The organism is Pedobacter sp. Leaf216 (genome assembly GCF_001421515.1).
GTDB lineage: Bacteria > Bacteroidota > Bacteroidia > Sphingobacteriales > Sphingobacteriaceae > Pedobacter.
Genome location: NZ_LMKM01000014.1, coordinates 23,811 through 40,851, shown reverse-complemented (window position 1 = coordinate 40,851; position 17,041 = coordinate 23,811). Strand labels below are relative to the sequence as shown.

Annotated in this window: 11 protein-coding genes and 1 riboswitch; of the genes, 10 read left to right on the top strand and 1 reads right to left on the bottom strand. The window is 37.9% G+C overall.

Features of this window, described 5'->3' with window-relative positions; genetic code table 11:
* Window positions 1–161: 161 nt before the first annotated feature.
* From ASE74_RS13245 to ASE74_RS13200, 10 genes are all read left to right on the top strand, one after another.
* Window positions 162–746, top strand: coding sequence for an RNA polymerase sigma-70 factor (locus tag ASE74_RS13245; protein ID WP_055909864.1), 585 nt, complete (start codon window positions 162–164; stop codon window positions 744–746).
* Window positions 747–892: 146 nt separating this feature from the next.
* Complete coding sequence (locus ASE74_RS13240; protein WP_055909861.1) at window positions 893–2,011, top strand: FecR family protein; 1,119 nt, start codon at window positions 893–895, stop codon at window positions 2,009–2,011.
* Window positions 2,012–2,286: 275 nt separating this feature from the next.
* Entirely contained in the window at window positions 2,287–5,649 is a 3,363-nt protein-coding gene (locus ASE74_RS13235; RefSeq protein WP_235526086.1) for a SusC/RagA family TonB-linked outer membrane protein, read from the top strand.
* A gap of 11 nt (window positions 5,650–5,660) precedes the next feature.
* Window positions 5,661–7,127: a RagB/SusD family nutrient uptake outer membrane protein gene (locus tag ASE74_RS13230; protein WP_055909855.1), complete on the top strand. Its 1,467-nt coding sequence runs from the start codon at window positions 5,661–5,663 to the stop codon at window positions 7,125–7,127.
* A gap of 16 nt (window positions 7,128–7,143) precedes the next feature.
* On the top strand, window positions 7,144–7,995 hold the full coding sequence (locus tag ASE74_RS13225; protein ID WP_162235814.1) for a DUF4843 domain-containing protein: 852 nt from the start codon (window positions 7,144–7,146) through the stop codon (window positions 7,993–7,995).
* A gap of 19 nt (window positions 7,996–8,014) precedes the next feature.
* On the top strand, window positions 8,015–9,442 hold the full coding sequence (locus tag ASE74_RS13220; RefSeq protein ID WP_055909847.1) for a PKD-like family lipoprotein: 1,428 nt from the start codon (window positions 8,015–8,017) through the stop codon (window positions 9,440–9,442).
* A 64-nt stretch (window positions 9,443–9,506) separates the two neighbouring features.
* Window positions 9,507–10,640: a TlpA disulfide reductase family protein gene (locus ASE74_RS13215; protein WP_055909845.1), complete on the top strand. Its 1,134-nt coding sequence runs from the start codon at window positions 9,507–9,509 to the stop codon at window positions 10,638–10,640.
* 21 nt (window positions 10,641–10,661) lie between these two features.
* On the top strand, window positions 10,662–12,530 hold the full coding sequence (locus tag ASE74_RS13210) for a protein-disulfide reductase DsbD domain-containing protein (protein ID WP_055909842.1): 1,869 nt from the start codon (window positions 10,662–10,664) through the stop codon (window positions 12,528–12,530).
* Window positions 12,531–12,594: 64 nt separating this feature from the next.
* Window positions 12,595–13,182 (top strand): TlpA family protein disulfide reductase, encoded by a 588-nt coding sequence (locus ASE74_RS13205; protein WP_082458772.1) that lies wholly within the window; start codon window positions 12,595–12,597, stop codon window positions 13,180–13,182.
* Window position 13,183: 1 nt separating this feature from the next.
* The gene (locus tag ASE74_RS13200; protein ID WP_055909837.1) at window positions 13,184–14,854 is read left to right on the top strand and encodes a trypsin-like peptidase domain-containing protein; all 1,671 of its coding nucleotides are present in this window, start codon (window positions 13,184–13,186) and stop codon (window positions 14,852–14,854) included.
* Between the two features lie 501 nt (window positions 14,855–15,355).
* Here ASE74_RS13200 and ASE74_RS13195 read toward each other — a convergent pair.
* A complete protein-coding gene (locus ASE74_RS13195; protein WP_055909833.1) occupies window positions 15,356–16,627 on the bottom strand; it encodes a peroxiredoxin in 1,272 nt (423 codons plus the stop codon).
* A 136-nt stretch (window positions 16,628–16,763) separates the two neighbouring features.
* A riboswitch (SAM riboswitch) is annotated at window positions 16,764–16,870 on the top strand.
* Window positions 16,871–17,041: the final 171 nt, after the last annotated feature.

The following is a 17,041-nucleotide window of genomic DNA, read 5'->3' as shown; positions in this document are numbered from 1 at the left end:
TATTCCAATTACAAAAGCACTAATAACTGTAGAACTTAATTATTTCACCGGATATTCTACATATTTCTTATTGAAATTTGCAAATATCAAGATATAAGTAAGATAAGCCCCAAATAACGCAATGAAACCGATTGTATTTATATTATCTTTGTGTTATCCCTATGCGTATTTACAGTTCATATTCTGACAGCGAATTGGCATTCTTGTTAACTCAAGGTGATGAACTGGCATTTACCGAAATCTACAACCGCTTTTATGGGCTTCTTTTTATTCATGCCAGCAAACGGTTAAACGACGAAGAAGAAGCGAAGGATGTGCTCCATCAGTTATTCGAGTCGCTTTGGGTAAAACGCATGCAGGTAGCACCCGACGGTAATTTATCCGCCTATTTATATACTGCCGTCCGCAATAGGGTTTTAGATGTGTTTGCCCATCAAAAGGTAGAAAATAAATATGTCGATTCTTTACAGGATTATATCGATCAGGACCATGTTTTGACGGATTATCTTGTTCGCGAAAAACAAATGGCTTTATTAATCGAGAAAGAAATTGATGCTTTACCGCCAAAAATGCGCGAAATATTTATTTTAAGTAGAAAAGAGAATAAATCGCATAAAGAAATTGCTATTCAATTAGGGCTTTCGGAGTTAACTGTTAAAACTCAGGTTAAAAATGCATTGAGAATTCTTAAAACCAGGTTAGGACTGGTTGTTTACGTTGCTTTACTGTTTAAAACATACCGATAGCTATAATACTTCCTTATCATAGTGCTGTTTTTTCTACAAAAAAGAGTAAAATCAAATTATTTATAAATAAAAATGATTTTCGCCTACCCCCAGCGTTATGGCTTCGCCGTATATACAATAATCAACCAAACTAGATTTCTTTTTTAATGGAGAAAAACGCAAAAAAGCTTTTAGATAAATATCTTATGGGCAACTGTACAGCAGAAGAAATTGCTGTGGTAGAAGATTGGTATCTCCAACTGCGTAATGAAGCTGTTGCTCCGGCACATACAACCATTGAAAACAGTAAAGCAGAAGTTTGGAATAGTTTAAATCCACGCCCTAAGGCATTAAAGTTAATTACGTTCAAAAATGTTGCCATTGCAGCAAGTATTGTTTTATGCTTTGCTATTGGAACTTTTTATTTCATTCAGCATAAGGACGCGCCTTTAGTGGCCAAAACGGAACTGAAAGATATTCAGCCTGGCGGTCAAAAAGCTATGTTAACACTGGCAGATGGTACTGTTGTTGATTTGGACGATGCCAAAAATGGTCAGATTGCCAATCAGAATGGTATCATTATCCGTAAGGCTAAAAATGGTCAGCTCGAATACATTATTAAAGAAAATCCAAACGCATCCACTGCAGGGGCAAATACAATTAGCACACCTCGTGGCGGGCAATACGAGGTAACCTTGCCTGATGGTACAAAAGTATGGCTTAATGCTGCCACAAAACTTACTTATCCTTATGCCTTTGCTAAAAACGAAAGGGTGGTATCGTTAAGTGGTGAAGCATATTTCGAGGTTTCAAAAGATCATACACGTCCTTTCAGGGTTAAAACAGATGCACAAACGGTAGAAGTTCTAGGAACACATTTCAATATTAACGCTTATGGGGATGAATCGACCATAAAAACTACCTTATTAGAAGGTGCGGTAAAAGTGAGTGCGGCTACAGGTATAGTAAATTTACATCCTGGAGAGCAATCGCAATTTTTTCCAAACAGCGCAAAGTTAACGCTTAATGCGCAAGTGGATACAGATAAGGAAATGGCCTGGAAAAATAATATTTTTTCGTTCGATAATGATGATTTACAGAGTGTTATGCGTCAGATTTCGCGCTGGTATGATGTAGATGTGGTTTACCAGGGCAAAATTGCGCCTGAAAAATATGTGGGAGAGATACCAAGGAATAGCAACCTGGCCGAGGTTTTTAAAATATTGGAGCTTAACCACGTGCATATTGAGGTAAAGGGCAAAGTACTTACGGTATCAGGAAATTAAATAAGAAGGGCTTTTCTATAAACAGCCAAGAAAATCAACCAACCAATTTACAAACTAACTAAACTTTATGATGAAAAAACTACCAGAAATTTAGCATTATACCTTTAATACAAACCGAAAGCGCGACAACGCTTCCGGTAGAAATTTGGACAAGCAGCTTGCTTCGAACCCAGCTGCTATTTTTTAACCTCATTCATTACAAAGGTATGAAATTAACTACCCTTTACAACCCCGCATGCGAAGTGCGGAGGGTAAAGATTAAATTTTTATTGGTCATGAAATTGACTACAATCTTATTACTTGTTGGTGCCTTACATGTGTCGGCAGCCACTTTTTCTCAAACCGTTACCATATCCCGGAGAAAAACTTCGTTAAAAAAGGTTTTCAAAGAGATTAAAAAGCAAACGGGTTATTTCTTTTTCTACAAAGGCCAGGTTTTGGAAGATAAACCTGATGTTACTGTTGAGCTGATTAAGGCTTCGTTAGTGGAAGCACTTAATACCACTTTAAAGGATCAGAACCTGAGTTACAATATCGTAAACAAAACCATCGTAATTAGCGGCAAGGAAAATTTACCAGCTGTTGCAGTACGTGCAGCCGTAAAAGTTGAAGTAAAGGGTGTAGTTACTGATAAAGCCACTGGCGAAACAATTCCTGGTGTAAATGTTTCTGTTAAAAATGGAGCAAGTGTTGGCCTAACAAACGATAAGGGTGAGTTTAAGGTTAATGTTGATGAAGGCAGTATTTTGGTTTTCAGTTATGTAGGTTACGATGTATTAGAAGAAAAAGTCATAAGCGGTAAAACGTTTAACATTAAGCTTAGCCCTAAATTAACACAGATGAACGATGTGGTGGTTACGGGTTATCAAACCATTAAAAAGGATAATTACACCGGTAATGCGATTACTATCAAAGGCGAAGATTTAAAGAAAAACAATCCACAAAATTTATTGAAAAGTATCCAGAGTTTTGATCCATCATTCAAGGTTTTGGATAATAATTTATTTGGTTCAGATCCAAATGCTTTGCCAAAAATTAATGTAAGGGGTGCAACTGCGCTTCCATCTATAGAGGATACGGAAAACATACTAGATCGGAATAATCTTTCCAGTAATTACAATCTTCCGGCCTTTATGTTGGATGGTTTTGAAGTTACGCTGCAAAAGGTAACTGATCTTGATATTAATAGAATAGAATCGGTAACGTTATTAAAAGATGCTGCCGCAACGGCAGTTTATGGATCTAGGGCCGCTAATGGAGTAATCGTTATTACGACTAAAGCACCCGTAGCCGGAAAATTACAGCTTTCCTATAACTATGAACTTACTGTAAATGCTCCTGATTTAACCGACTATCATGTTTTAAACGCCAGCGATAAACTTAACTACGAAAAATTAGCAGGCTTATATGATGCCAGTAATAATGCGGGCTATAATCAAGATCAATTGGATGCAGAATATTTTGCCAGGTTAAAAAATGTAGCGAGTGGGGTAGATACTTATTGGTTATCGCAGGCACTAAGGAATGCCTATCGGCAAAAACATTCCCTTTATGTACAGGGGGGGGATCAGAAATTCAGATATGGGGTAGATCTTCGTTATGAAACTACTCCTGGAGTAATGTTGAAATCAGATCGTAACCGATATAGCGGAGGAATGAACTTTACTTACAATCCAACATCAAAGTTGCTTTTCCGGAACGAGGTTACCATTACACAGGTAGATGGTAACAACTCTCCATATGGCGACTTTTCTACCTATGTACGTATGAATCCTTACTATCCTAAAACAAATGCAAACGGAGATATGATTCAGGAACTTGCCACCTGGCAAGTGGATACACACGACGGTAACAACGGGCCACAGATTAAACCGAGATACGTATTTAATCCACTTTACGAAGGTAACTTAGCCAGCTTTGATAAATCATCAAATTTGGAAGTTATTGATGCCTTTTCTGTGGATTGGAAATTGAGCCCTAGTTTAACCTTCAAAAGTCAGATTAGTTTAAATAAGAGCAAAACCACTGGTGATAAATTTGTTTCGCCCTTAAGTAATGTGTTTTTCGAGTATGCAGCAGATAAATTGAATAATAAAGGATCTTATACTCTTGTAGAAAGTGATCGTTTGGCTGTTGATGGGAAAGCTACTTTGGGATACAATAAACAGGTGGGAGATCAATACTTCAATCTGGTTTTGGGTACAAATGTGGTAACCTCAAGAAGTGATGATAAATTGGTTGAAGCTCAAGGTTTCTCTAACGATCGTTTTACAAATATTGGTTTCGCACGTATTTATAAGGAAAATTCGGCACCAGGGGGCAACGTTTCAGAAAATCGATTGGCTGGTGCTTTCTTTTCAGGCAATTACTCCTTTAAAAATAAATATCTTTTAGATGCTTCCTTCCGTTATGAAGGTTCATCAGCCTTTGGCTCAAATAAACGCTTTGCGCCTTTTTGGTCAACAGGTATAGGTTGGAATATGCATCGTGAGGCTTTTCTTGCAGATTCTAAAGTAATCAGTCAGCTGAGATTAAAGGCCAGTACAGGTATTGTAGGTTCGGTATCATTTCCGGCCTATTTATCACGCTCAATTTATCAATATGATCCATCAAACTGGTATTCTACCGGTTTGGGTGCGCAAGTATTAGGTTACGGCAACAGCAACCTGCAGTGGCAAAAAACAAAAACTTATGATGTTGGCATCGATTTAGGCCTGTTTCAGGACCGCTTTGTAATATCTCCACGTTACTATTATAAGTTGACCAAAGGTTTAATTACAGATATTGATCTTTCTCCATCAACTGGGTTTACTACATATAAGGAAAACCTCGGCGATATGGCAAACGAAGGCTATGAACTTTATTTAACTGCTAATGCTTATCGATCACAGGATTTCAATATCAACATTACTGGAAATTTAGCACATAACGTAAATACTTTAGTAAAACTTTCCAATTCGTTAAAAACTTTAAATGATAAAATTGACCAATATCAGACGAACCCTGATAAAAAAGCACAATCTACACCTTTATTGCGCTATAATGAAGGCCAATCCCTCTCTTCTATATATGCAGTTAGATCATTAGGTATTGATCCTCAAACCGGAAAAGAAATTTTTGTGAAAAAAGATGGGTCAATTACCTATGACTGGGACGTAAAAGACATTATGCCTGTTGCAGATGGGGCACCTAAAGCCGAGGGTAATGTTTCTGCAAATATTGGTTACAAGAGTTTTATGCTAAGCTTAAGCTTTTATTATCGTTTCGGAGGATATACCTACAATCAAACATTGGTAGACCGGATTGAGAATGCAGATCCACGTTTTAATGTGGATAGCAGGGTATTAAACGAACGATGGATTAAACCTGGAGACCAGACTTTTTTTAAAAATATAGCTGATTTGTCCATTACAAATGTATCCTCAAGATTTGTTCAAAAAGATAATCTGATGGAATTACGTTCCATTTATCTTTCGTATGATTTTAAAAGGGAAATGATCAAAAAGTTTGGCTTCCAAAATCTCCGTACTGCTCTGACTATGAACGATATTTTCAGAACCTCCAGCATAGAAATGGAGCGGGGAACGAGTTACCCATTTGCCAGAAGTTTAACTGTTTCATTGCTGGCCTCATTCTAAACATTAAGAAAATGAAAAAATATTTGTTAATCATCTTTGCCATCATTGCCTGCACATCGTGTAAGAAATTTTTGGATATTCAGCCGGAATCCGATGTATCTAAAGAAGAATTATTTACAACTGAAGAGGGTTTTAAGGAGGCTTTAAACGGAGCTTACGTTGGTTTTGCTAGTCCAAATTTATATGGAGGCAACTTAACCGTGAGCAATTTGGATATAATTGCACAGAATTATCAGTTTAACGATGCAATTTTGCAAAAAGTAGCTGCATTTGATTATACCGTTCCTGCATGGATGAGCAAAATCAGCATCATTTGGAACAATTCTTATAAAGGAATTGGTAACGTAAATCAGATCCTGGAGGTTATAGATGAGCGAAAAGGCATTTTTAGGGATGGTAATTATAATATTATTAAAGGTGAGGCACTGGCATTACGAGCATACATGCACTTCGATCTGTTGCGTATGTTCGGGCCATCCTATAAGAACAACCCAACTTTTAAGGCAATCCCTTATGTTACTACAGTTTCGACCAAAACCACACCATATTCTACTGTAAGTGAAGTTATTGATCGGGTTATTAATGATTTGCAACAAGCAAAAGCTTTGCTTAAAACCAGCGATCCAATTATTCCAGCTTCTTATGTGGTGGGCTATCCTAAAGGCGAAAAGGCAACTGAACTTAAAAATAGCTCTCTTTTTCTACAAAATAGGAGGCACCATATTAATTATTATGCTGTAGCCGGAGAATTAGCAAGGGTGTACCTGTATAAAGGAGATCAGACAAATAGTTTAAGCAATGCAAAAGAAGTAATAGAGTCTTTAAAGTTTCCATGGACGGTTAAAGAGGATTTCTTTGCGGCTGATGTTGCCAAACGCGACCGGATATTTTACAATGAGATTTTGTTTGGCTGGTTTGCATCTAAAGCATCGATAGATCAGGCTAACGGATTATTTGCAAAAGATAATCCCGATTATTCGGCCACAACAGACCAGATTAATACCATATATAATTTGGGCACTGTTGGTGCAGACGATTGGCGTTATAAACAATGGTTTAGATTAATAAAAGCAGCGAATGTTTCCGATCGGTTCTATCTTCAGAAATATGTGGTTAATTCTTCTCCGATAGAAAACCTGCACCCTATGGTGTTACCTGCTTTGCGTTTGAGCGAAATGTACCTTATTGCTGCAGAAGCAAGTTTTGATACAGATGCTATAAAAGCATTAGACTATTTTAATACACTTAGGGTTCACCGCGGTATCGGAACAGGATTATCAGCAGGTATTTCTAAAACAGATTTTGTAAAGGAACTTGAAGGAGAATACCGCAAGGAGTTTTATGGTGAGAGTCAGAACTTTTACATGCATAAGCGCTTAAACCTTAATATCGTTACTACTTCAGGATTGATATATGCTCCTTCGGATAAGCTTTTCGTTTTTCCACTTCCCATTGATGAACAGGCTTACAGAAATTAATTTAACAGACACAAAGATGAAAAATAATATTATTTATATTTTGCTTTTGAGCATGACTTTCTTTGCCTGCAAAAAGAACGAAATGTTGCCTTATATTTCTAACGACAACGTTTATTTGCATTATCTAGATAAAGATGGCAATCAGGATACCACCACACTCAGTTATTCTTTTGCCTATCGGCCAGGTTTGGCTCAAGATACCATTTGGGTACCAATTATTGTTACTGGTCCAAGGGTTTCTCACAGCCGCCAGTTTTCACTGTCTATCGTAGATTCAGTTACCACTGCAATAAAGGGTACACATTATGAGCCATTAAAGCCATTTTATACATTACCTGCAGATTCAGGTACCCTTAAGATTCCTATTATACTGAAAAATACTGATGAAGCTTTGGCTAATAAATCAGTTCGATTAGGCTTCAGTACTATTGGTGGAGGTGACTTTCAGGCAAATCTTCCTTTGTATTTACGCAGTAAAAAGGTGCTTTTTTCTAACCGTTTAGAAAAACCAAGCTGGTGGATTTACTGGGAGTCTCAACTTGGCGAGTATGGAAGGTTAAAGCATCAATTGTTTTTAATTTCGTCAGGTACTGTCGATCTGGTTGATATGTCTAAACCCAATGCTTATTTAGAAATTCCCCGTACACTTTACTACATCGAAAATTTTCGAGTTTTCTTGAAAGACCCAGCTGCCTGGATTTTAAAAAATCCTGATAAAGGTTTCGTATTTACACCAAAAACTGATGGGAGCAAAGATTACGATTTCTACAATACGTCCTCGCCGAGCAAACGTTATACCGTAAAATATTTTTCATTGGTAAATGGTTATTTTTTTATTGATGAAAACGGCAAACAGATTATTATCTAACAGCTAAAAAGAAATGAAGATGAAATTCAAATTGTTTTTTTTACTGGCCATATTGGCCGGTTTATACACGGCCTGTAAAAAGGATCTTGGTAATTATGATTACCATCCGCCCTCAGAACCTACCCTTAGTAAATTTAAGGATTCTACTTTTTCAGCCCTTTTGGGTGATTCATTGATCTTAAATCCGAAAATCATATTGGCAGATGCCGATCCATCAACTGATTTGTCATATGAGTGGAAAATCAATGTTCAGGAAGAAGCAAGAGAAGCGGTATATACTGGTTCTCCATTAAAATTGGTTTACAATCTTGGTCCAGGTTTGCGCTCTTCAAAATTGATTATTACCGATAAACGCAATGGGTTAAAGTATGTTATTCCTTTTAACATTATGGGAAGTACCGAGTTTACCAAAGGAAAAATTGTGTTGAGTGATGATAACGGAACCACCAAACTTTCATTTGTGAAACCAGATAACAAGACTGTTATTGCGGATATATATAACGCCTTTCATAAAGAAACTTTACCATCAAACCCTGTAGAGCTTTATTTTGCCGATCCACTTCCTTACCAACCAATTACACAGCAACAGTTTTGGGTATTATGTAATGATCAAAATAAGAAAAGTCCCTTCTTGGATGCAAGTACTTTGTTACGGAAAAGCTATCTCAATGATCAGTTTTTTACCCCCCCAGCTACCATCTTTCCCGGACATATAGAATCTTACCAGGGAACTGTGCCAACAGGTGTAATAAACGGCAAAATGTATGTGGGAGTGGTTTCTACCGCACCTTTTGCACCAGATTATGGCAAATTTGCAAATGAACAGGCGGGTGATTATAATTTATCTAAATATTTTACTTTCACTGGCGCATTCTATTTTGCCTTTGACATCAAAACTAAAGGGTTTGTAACTTTTGCCGGTGATGGAAGTTATCTTGGTAAGGATTATGTTGTGGATCCTGCCGGAACCAGTTTCGATCCTAAAAATATTGGTATGGATTTGCTTTACATGAAAACTGGTCCAGCAGGTACATATTATGCATATTTCAAAGCAACAGATGGTACAATCTATGAATTAAGCTTCACCTATCAGTTCGATTCCGTTAATAGAAAAATCAAAGCAGAATATAAACGCGTATTTAAAGGGGCTTCACTTGTAACAGTAGATACTAAATGGCAACGTAATAGTTTAAATGTCTTTTACTTTACCTCCAATGATAAAATATATCGTTATAACCCACTTAACGAAGAATTACGTGCACTGGATGCTGATTTTGGCGGGAAAAAAGTATCAATGTTAAAAATCAGTAATGATGATAACACCCTTACAGTTGGCACAACCGGTTCAATTTACACCCTTGATGTTAGTGTAGGCAAGAACGGGATTATCACACAAACCATTACCGGAATTCCAGGTGCCCCTGTAGATATTATAATCAGAAAATAACTATTTCATGCCTGAGTACCTTAACCCTTAGGCATGAATTTACTCAACTTATAAAAACATATAGATGAAAACTATAAAATTATCACTATTGGCGTTATTGTTCCCGGTTTTGCTGTGGGCGCAAACACCTAATTTTAGCTTAACAGGCAAAATAGGCACTTTGGGTGCCCCTGCCAAAGCCTATATCGATTACATGGATAATGGCGTAAGCCATGAAGATTCTGTAGCACTGGTAAATGGCAACTTTAAATTTTCGGGCCATATTACTGGCAATGCCTATGCGCGTATGGCGTTAGATCATACTGGTGGTGGCAAAGGAAAGGCCGTTTATACAGGCGATGTGATTTATTTTTATTTTGGAAAAGAACAGGTGACCATTACTTCTAAAGATTCGCTGGATAATGCCGTATTTACAGGTTCAAAAGTTTACCAGGAATACGATGTTTACAACAAAGCAATTGGAGGTACCATTATGGCACTTACCAAAGCTGTAAACATCGATTTTAACCGTGGCACACCCGAACAGCAAAAAGATACCGCTTACATGAAAGCGGTAGATATGCGCTATAGAAAAAACATTCAGAACAGAACCGATAAACAGTTTTTGTTTGCAAAAGAACACCCAACTTCATTTTTCTCATTAGTAGCACTATCAGAAGCTGCCGGAACTAAGGTTGATGTAGCTAAAGTTCAGCCGCTGTTTAATGCCTTGAATAAAGAATATCGCGAAACTGACATGGGAAAAGAACTGGCGCAGCGCATTGCCGCAAGTGGCATTACGGCAATTGGAAATGCAGCACCACTTTTTACACAAAATAATGTTGTAGGCAAACCAGTTTCATTGGCCAGTTTAAAAGGTAAAGTAGTTTTGGTAGAGTTTTGGGCAAGCTGGTGCAGTCCATGTAGAGCAGAAAACCCAAATCTGGTAAAGCAATATCAGACTTATAAAGATAAAGGCTTCGAAATTATTTCAGTTTCCCTTGATAATGTAAAAGAACGTTGGCTTGAAGCCATTGAAAAGGATGGTTTAGACTGGATCCACGTATCAGATTTAAAAGGCTGGAACAACGAAGTGGGCCGTTTATATGGTGTACGTGCAGTTCCTGCAAGTTTTTTGGTTGATGCCCAAGGTAAAATTATTGGCAATGGCTTACGTGGCGAACCTTTAAACAAGAAACTGGCAGAAATATTTAATTAAATCAGGGACAAACAAGTAAAGATGAAAAAGATACTGACGGTATGCCTCATGTTAATTTCGCTGCTCACATTTGCCAGCGGAAAACGTCGTGATAAAATTGCTTTAAGGGTTTTGTACGTTGGGTATAATCCCGATAAACCTATGCCCGAAAATGTGGTTTACTATTCTACCACACCAGGTATAGTAGATAAAGTTTACAAAACAAGAATGGCAGATTTTAAAGCTTTTCTTGAGCAGCGGTTTACTGAAGTAAGCGTGGTGGATGTGGCTGATTATAAGGTAGAAATGTCTGATGAGGTTGATGTTACCTTAATGGATGCTGGTCCGGTTGCGCTGCCTGCAAATTTTAACCGTCCGATGGTTTTGATGCATGCCATGGCACCGAATGTAGGTTTGCCCTTAGGTTTAAAATTTGATTGGTATTGCCAGTGTCTGGATAATGAAGCGTTGAACATTAAAACCAGTCACCCTATTTTTAATACGCCAAACGCAGTTAAGTTAACTTTAGTAAAAAAAACAACTCCCGGTTCTTTTTTTAATGGGCACCAGGCTGCCACAACGCCAAAGCAAATGGATATGTGGCAGGTGGTAAAGCAGGGTTTTTCATCCAAAGAGCCTTATTTAATCGGGATGGTTTCGCATGGCGAAGGCTTTAACGATTCTCCTGATGCTGAATCGATTTCGGGAGGGGTTTGCCTTAAAAATGCTGAAGCCGTGGCATTGGGTCGCCAGGGAAATTATTTTATGTGGGGTTTTGCAGGTTCGCCTGATTATATGACGGATGAAGCGAAGGATGTTTTTGTAAACAGCATTTGTTATATTAAAAAGTTCGATCATTTATCAGCTATTGTTAAAAAGGTACAGATTGAAACCAGGAGTGGGATTGATGAATTGGTATACCGCCTGAACAAAGACCTTTATAATCAGGCTATAGTATCCCGAAAGGAAGGTAATCTTCGGATGCTAAAAATGCAACAGGAATTAAAAGATAAAAAGGCAAAAGGTGAAGACATTGGCCATGGCAACGAAATGTTTTTAAAAATGCCGATCACCAACGATACGCAATCGTTCGAAGATTATGTGAAAGGTTTTGCTGGCGATAGTTTATTCAACATTTATGGTACCAATATCAATCAATACCACCAATATTACCGCCAAAATTATGAATATTTTTATCCTTCGGGTGTGTACAGCTTGCAATTGGATCGCGATGCACAAAAGTTGGGGATTTCCAACCGAAAAGTTGCCCTTTTGGATAAATGCGTAAGCCTGCTCGAATCCAATACAGATGTTGCAATGGCCCAACGCCTTTTGGAGCGTTATACTGTAGAAAAATTTAATAAGGCAGCAGATTGGCGAAAATGGCTTGACCAAAACCGCAACAATCTGTTTTATACCGAAGCAGGTGGCTTTAAATTTATGGTAAACACATTCGGCAAAAATGTTTCTCAAAACCAGCTGCAAAGTTATCACTTACCAAAAGAAATTTTGAGTGCAGAACCCACAACGGCTGATCCTGTGGCTGTTTCTGCAAAGTTTATTCCAGGTAATGGCGATAAAAAAGGTAGTTTGCTAATTGAGGCCAAAATTTTAAAAGGCTGGCATATCTATGCTTATGTAGCAAAAGATAATCCTTTTGTAGTTACCGAAACCAGACTCGAACTCCCTGAAGGTGCAGTAGCAGATCACGAATGGAAAACAACAGCAGCTGTGCCATACCCTGGTAATGAAGGTATGTTTATTTTTGAAGGAAAGGCAGGCTTTAGGATTATGGTGGATTACAGCAAGGCAAAAGCCGGTACTAAAATTAAATGTGGTTTGTATTACCAGGTATGTGATGAGACCAAATGTTATCCACCGAAAGAAAAAATATTGGAAATAATTATTTAATCTACCTATGCGCTCGGCATGGCCGGTAAAATGGCCTTGCCGTTTTTAAATTCCTTAATCAAATATGAAATTCTCATTAAAGCCTTACTTTTTAGCCTCGCTGTGCCTGTTTGTATGTTTTTCAGCATTGGCACAAAGCCCGGTAAATAAATCCGATTCCTTACGAAATAAGCTTTTATCAGAAATGATTGCAGAGCCAGCACCTGGTTTCACTTTAAAAGACCTGGATGGAAATGCCGTATCACTAAAAGATTTGAAAGGGAAGGTAGTTGTACTCGATTTTTGGTCTACATGGTGCGTGCCCTGCAAAAAATCTTTTCCAGCCATGCAATTGGCTGTTAGTGCCTACAAAAACGATCCCTCAGTGAGGTTTCTGTTTATCCATACCTGGGAAACGACCAAAACCCCGCTCGAAGATGTAAAAAAGTATATAGAAACATCTGGTTTTAAATTTCAGGTGCTAATGGATCTTAAAGATGGTTTGGGGCACAATACCGCTGTTGAAGCTTATGGCGTTAATGCCATTCCCGCAAAATTTGTAATCGATGGCCAAGGGAATATTGTATTTAAACTTACCGGCTTTACCGGAACAGATGCCGCTGCACTTAAAGAAATTTCTGAAAGGATCAGCCTGGCTAAAAATCATAAGTAAAATGAAAAACAACATAAGGGCAATCGCATTAAGCGTATTGCTATTGATTAATTTCAATGCTAGCGCTCACAAGAAACAAGTTGCTAAATTTGAGCATACCATAACCGAAGCCCTAAAAAAAGCGTACCCGGCAAGTGTGAGAATGTGGGGTTTTGATGTGCAACAGAACCAAAGAACCAGCGGCCAGTTTAGTGGCGTGGTGGTAAGTGCCGATGGCTATATTTTAACAGCCGCACACACCATTTTACCTGGAAAAAACTATAAAGTGTTTTTCCCTGATGGACGTGAATGCATTGCGCTGGCTTTAGGTAAAATCGACAAAAAAAATACGCCCGGCATACCTGATGTAGGCTTGATGAAAATAACAGATAAGGGTGTTTATCCCTTTGCAGAAATGGGTTACTCGGCAAGCTTGGTCAAAAATGAACCTTGTATCAGCATTTCATATCCTGAAAGTTTGAATCAAACTAAGCCAACTTTAAGGTTAGGGGAAGTTGCCGAAGTAAAAAACGAATATGGCTTTATCCGCTCAACCTGTAAAATGGAACCCGGCGATTCTGGCGGACCGTTATTTGATTATTATGGCCGGGTAATTGGTTTGCACAGTGCCATTGATGTTTCAGAAGATATGAATTTTGAAATCCCTGTTGATCTTTATCGCCGTTATTGGACAGCCTTAAACCAAGAGGTATTTTACACTGCATTTCCGGATAAAAAAGATAGTGTTGACGTTGATCCTTTAGCAAAGGTGCTTCAAAAAGATACCAAACAGAAGGCGTTGCACCCGGATTTCGATTCACCCAAAATTACTAATAGTACGTTTTTAATAAAAAGTAAATTAAAAGGGATTGAACAGGAAGGAGCAGGCACATTATTGAATATTAAAACTACGGCTGGAACCAAAAAGCAATTTGTTTTAGCTAAAAATACTTTAATTGGTGAAAATCCGCATTTTTTTATAAACGGAGTTGCTGTGATACTAAAAACAATTGAGAAAGATCAGGAAAATGATCTTGTTTTACTGGAAATGGAACAAAAAGTGTCTGGCGGTATCGAATTAAACTTGGCTGATTCTGTTAAAATAGAAATGGGTACATTCCTTTTTACCATTAACCATGATGGCAAGCTGATGCAAAGTATTTTAGGTAGTTCGCTTTTTAATTTGCCAAAAATAAATAGCCAGCCGTATTTAGGTGCAATGGTGGTGTACAATTCTAGTCCAGCTCAATTCTCATTAATTAAAGAGGGAAGTCCGGCAGAAAAAGCAGGTATAAAAGTTGGAGATGAACTGATCAGCATTAACGGAAACATTGTAAATACCGCTAAGGAATTTGCACCTGAAATGTCTAAATTTTGGGCAGATGATGAAGTTGCTTTTGAATGGAAAAATGATACAGGTAAAATGCATAAAACGGTTAAGCTGGATGGCCGGGGCCAATCGGTTTTCAATCATCCGGCAGAAAAATTTGAAGGGGGTAAATCTGTGAGGAGAGATGGTTTTAATGCTATTTTTACCCATGATGCAGCCATTAAACCGAACCAATGTGGTTCTCCGGTATTCGACTGGCAAGGTGATTTTTATGGAGTCAATATCGCAAGGTTTAGCAGAACAACCACAGTTGTGGTGCCTAAAAAGACAATTGTTGATTTTATTGCAAAGGTTGTTCAATAGGGATTTTGTGAAGGATCGCAGAACCTGATTTGGAATTTTAATGCTATATAATGCTAGTGTTGTAAGATCCCCGCCTGCGCGAGGATTACGGAACGGGATAAAATACTCGTTTATTGATCATTTTGACCGTGGTGGTGAAATCTTTAGACATAGTTCAAAGATTTCTCGGCTACGCTGTGCTTCGCTCGAAATGACGATTGAAAATTAATTGTCATTCCCACTAGATTGGGAATCTTAATGCCCTTTAATGCTTTTGTTGTAAGATCCCCGCCTGCGCGAGGATGAGGGAACAGGATAAAATGGCGACTAAAATTAATCGTCATTACAACCCGATAGCTATCGGGTTGATTGGGAATTTTAATCCTCTATAATGCTTGTATTGTAAGATCCCCGCCTGCGCGAGGATGACGGAACGGGATAAAATACTCGTTTACTCGTCAATTCGACCATAGGAAGAAAACTTTCTCTAATGGTCGGTGTCCCACCGACCATTTATTAATGCTATTTCTTCAATAGCGTATCAATCTCCGTAGTAAATTCATTCACAAACTCATCATAAAATTTCCCTGTTGCAGGGCCATTAAAACCGGTATGTATCTGTGCTACATTACCTTGTTTATCAATAATGATTGTGGTTGGGAAAGAGAGAAAAGAATCGAGGGCTGGCAAAGATTCAGATACCACCTGTTTATCAGCAGTACCGGCGAGTACCTGATCGTACTCAATACCAAAGCGTTCGCGGAAGCGGTTCATTACTTTTTTAGCATATTCAGGCTCGGTAGAGCGCTCGTAATGCAAGGCAATTATTTCAACACCCCGTTTTTTGTTTTCTTTATACCATGGTGCAATAAAAGTAGCTTCATCAACACAGTTAGGACACCAGCTCCCTGTTATTGTTAATACCACAACTTTATTTTTGTATTTTTCATCCTTTAGTGAAATCTTTTTACCATTTACATCAGGGAAACTAAAATCGAGTGTTTTATAACCCTTTTTAAGGTAAGTAAGTTTATAAGGATCGGGTAGGGCAGCATCCTTATTTTTAGTTCCTGTAAATGGCTGACTTCCTCTTGCACCTAAAATCTCGCCTGTTAAAGTACCATCAGGTTGGAAAGTTCCTTTGTAGTAAGCTGGTGAAGAACCAATAAAGCTGGATAGCTGAAATTCATTTCCTTCTACTACGCCTTCAAGAAATCGCGAATCGCCGGTTACACGAAGAAAAGTACCTGTAAGTTTATTGCCTGTTTGCTTAAATAGCCCTACAGTTTTTTCTTCTTTGCCATTAGGCGATTTAAAAACCACATCGTAACTGCCAGAATAATCTGCTGTGGCGGGTTTATTATTGGAATTAAATCGGAAGTTTTTGCGTTCAGCAATAATTGTTAAAGGTTTACCTGTTTTATCCTGTTTCCGTAATGTACCATTTAGCTGGTCACCATCAATCGCAAAGGCCAGTTCGTTATCAAATTGATCAAGTTTAACAAAAAGAGAATCTGTAGTTTGCGTTACAACACCACCTTCGAAACTTTCTTCGGCATTGCGAAAATATAATTTCTGCTGACCGCCTTTTTCATTAATCTCAAAGTTGAATGGAATTTCTAATCCTTCCTTTACTTTGGCTATTCCGCGCCAGTTACCCAATGCTACAAAGGCTTTAGTTGCTTTTGCGTTGGTTTTTAGCTTTTGGCTATTTGCTAAAGCGGTATTTTCCTGAGCGTATGTAAATGATGTTGATGTGGCCAATAAGGCTGATAAAATAATTTTCGAATTCATTAGGAATGTTTTAATCGACTAAATTAGTCGACAAATATACAGGTATATTGAGCAAAGAAAAAATATTTCAATAAAAATCTATAAAAACTATAGGATAAATGGAATTAGTTATACCTTTGCTGCAGTTATTTTAAAATACTTATCAAGAAAGGCGGAGGGAATGGCCCTATGAAGCCTTAGCAACCAGCTATTTGTTAGAAATGGTGCTAATTCCATCCCGGATGAATCTGGGATAGTTAAGTCAGTTGTTTGCATATCCTTATCAAAATATATGGGGCACTTCTGATTTAAGAGGTGCTTTTTTTGCTCTGCTGCATTCTTGATTAGTAAAAATGTTATAAATAAAATCATCCAAATGGAAAAAACAGACCAGCAAAAATTAAATTATTTAAATCCTTGCACATATACCCGGAT

Bases quoted from the DNA above. Each gene is read 5' to 3' on its own strand.
- ASE74_RS13245 (WP_055909864.1), top strand. From the start codon at position 162: ATGCGTATTTACAGTTCATATTCTGACAGCGAATTGGCATTCTTGTTA.
- ASE74_RS13240 (WP_055909861.1), top strand. From the start codon at position 893: ATGGAGAAAAACGCAAAAAAGCTTTTAGATAAATATCTTATGGGCAAC.
- ASE74_RS13235 (WP_235526086.1), top strand. From the start codon at position 2,287: ATGAAATTGACTACAATCTTATTACTTGTTGGTGCCTTACATGTGTCG.
- ASE74_RS13230 (WP_055909855.1), top strand. From the start codon at position 5,661: ATGAAAAAATATTTGTTAATCATCTTTGCCATCATTGCCTGCACATCG.
- ASE74_RS13225 (WP_162235814.1), top strand. From the start codon at position 7,144: ATGAAAAATAATATTATTTATATTTTGCTTTTGAGCATGACTTTCTTT.
- ASE74_RS13220 (WP_055909847.1), top strand. From the start codon at position 8,015: ATGAAATTCAAATTGTTTTTTTTACTGGCCATATTGGCCGGTTTATAC.
- ASE74_RS13215 (WP_055909845.1), top strand. From the start codon at position 9,507: ATGAAAACTATAAAATTATCACTATTGGCGTTATTGTTCCCGGTTTTG.
- ASE74_RS13210 (WP_055909842.1), top strand. From the start codon at position 10,662: ATGAAAAAGATACTGACGGTATGCCTCATGTTAATTTCGCTGCTCACA.
- ASE74_RS13205 (WP_082458772.1), top strand. From the start codon at position 12,595: ATGAAATTCTCATTAAAGCCTTACTTTTTAGCCTCGCTGTGCCTGTTT.
- ASE74_RS13200 (WP_055909837.1), top strand. From the start codon at position 13,184: ATGAAAAACAACATAAGGGCAATCGCATTAAGCGTATTGCTATTGATT.
- ASE74_RS13195 (WP_055909833.1), bottom strand. From the start codon at position 16,627: ATGAATTCGAAAATTATTTTATCAGCCTTATTGGCCACATCAACATCA.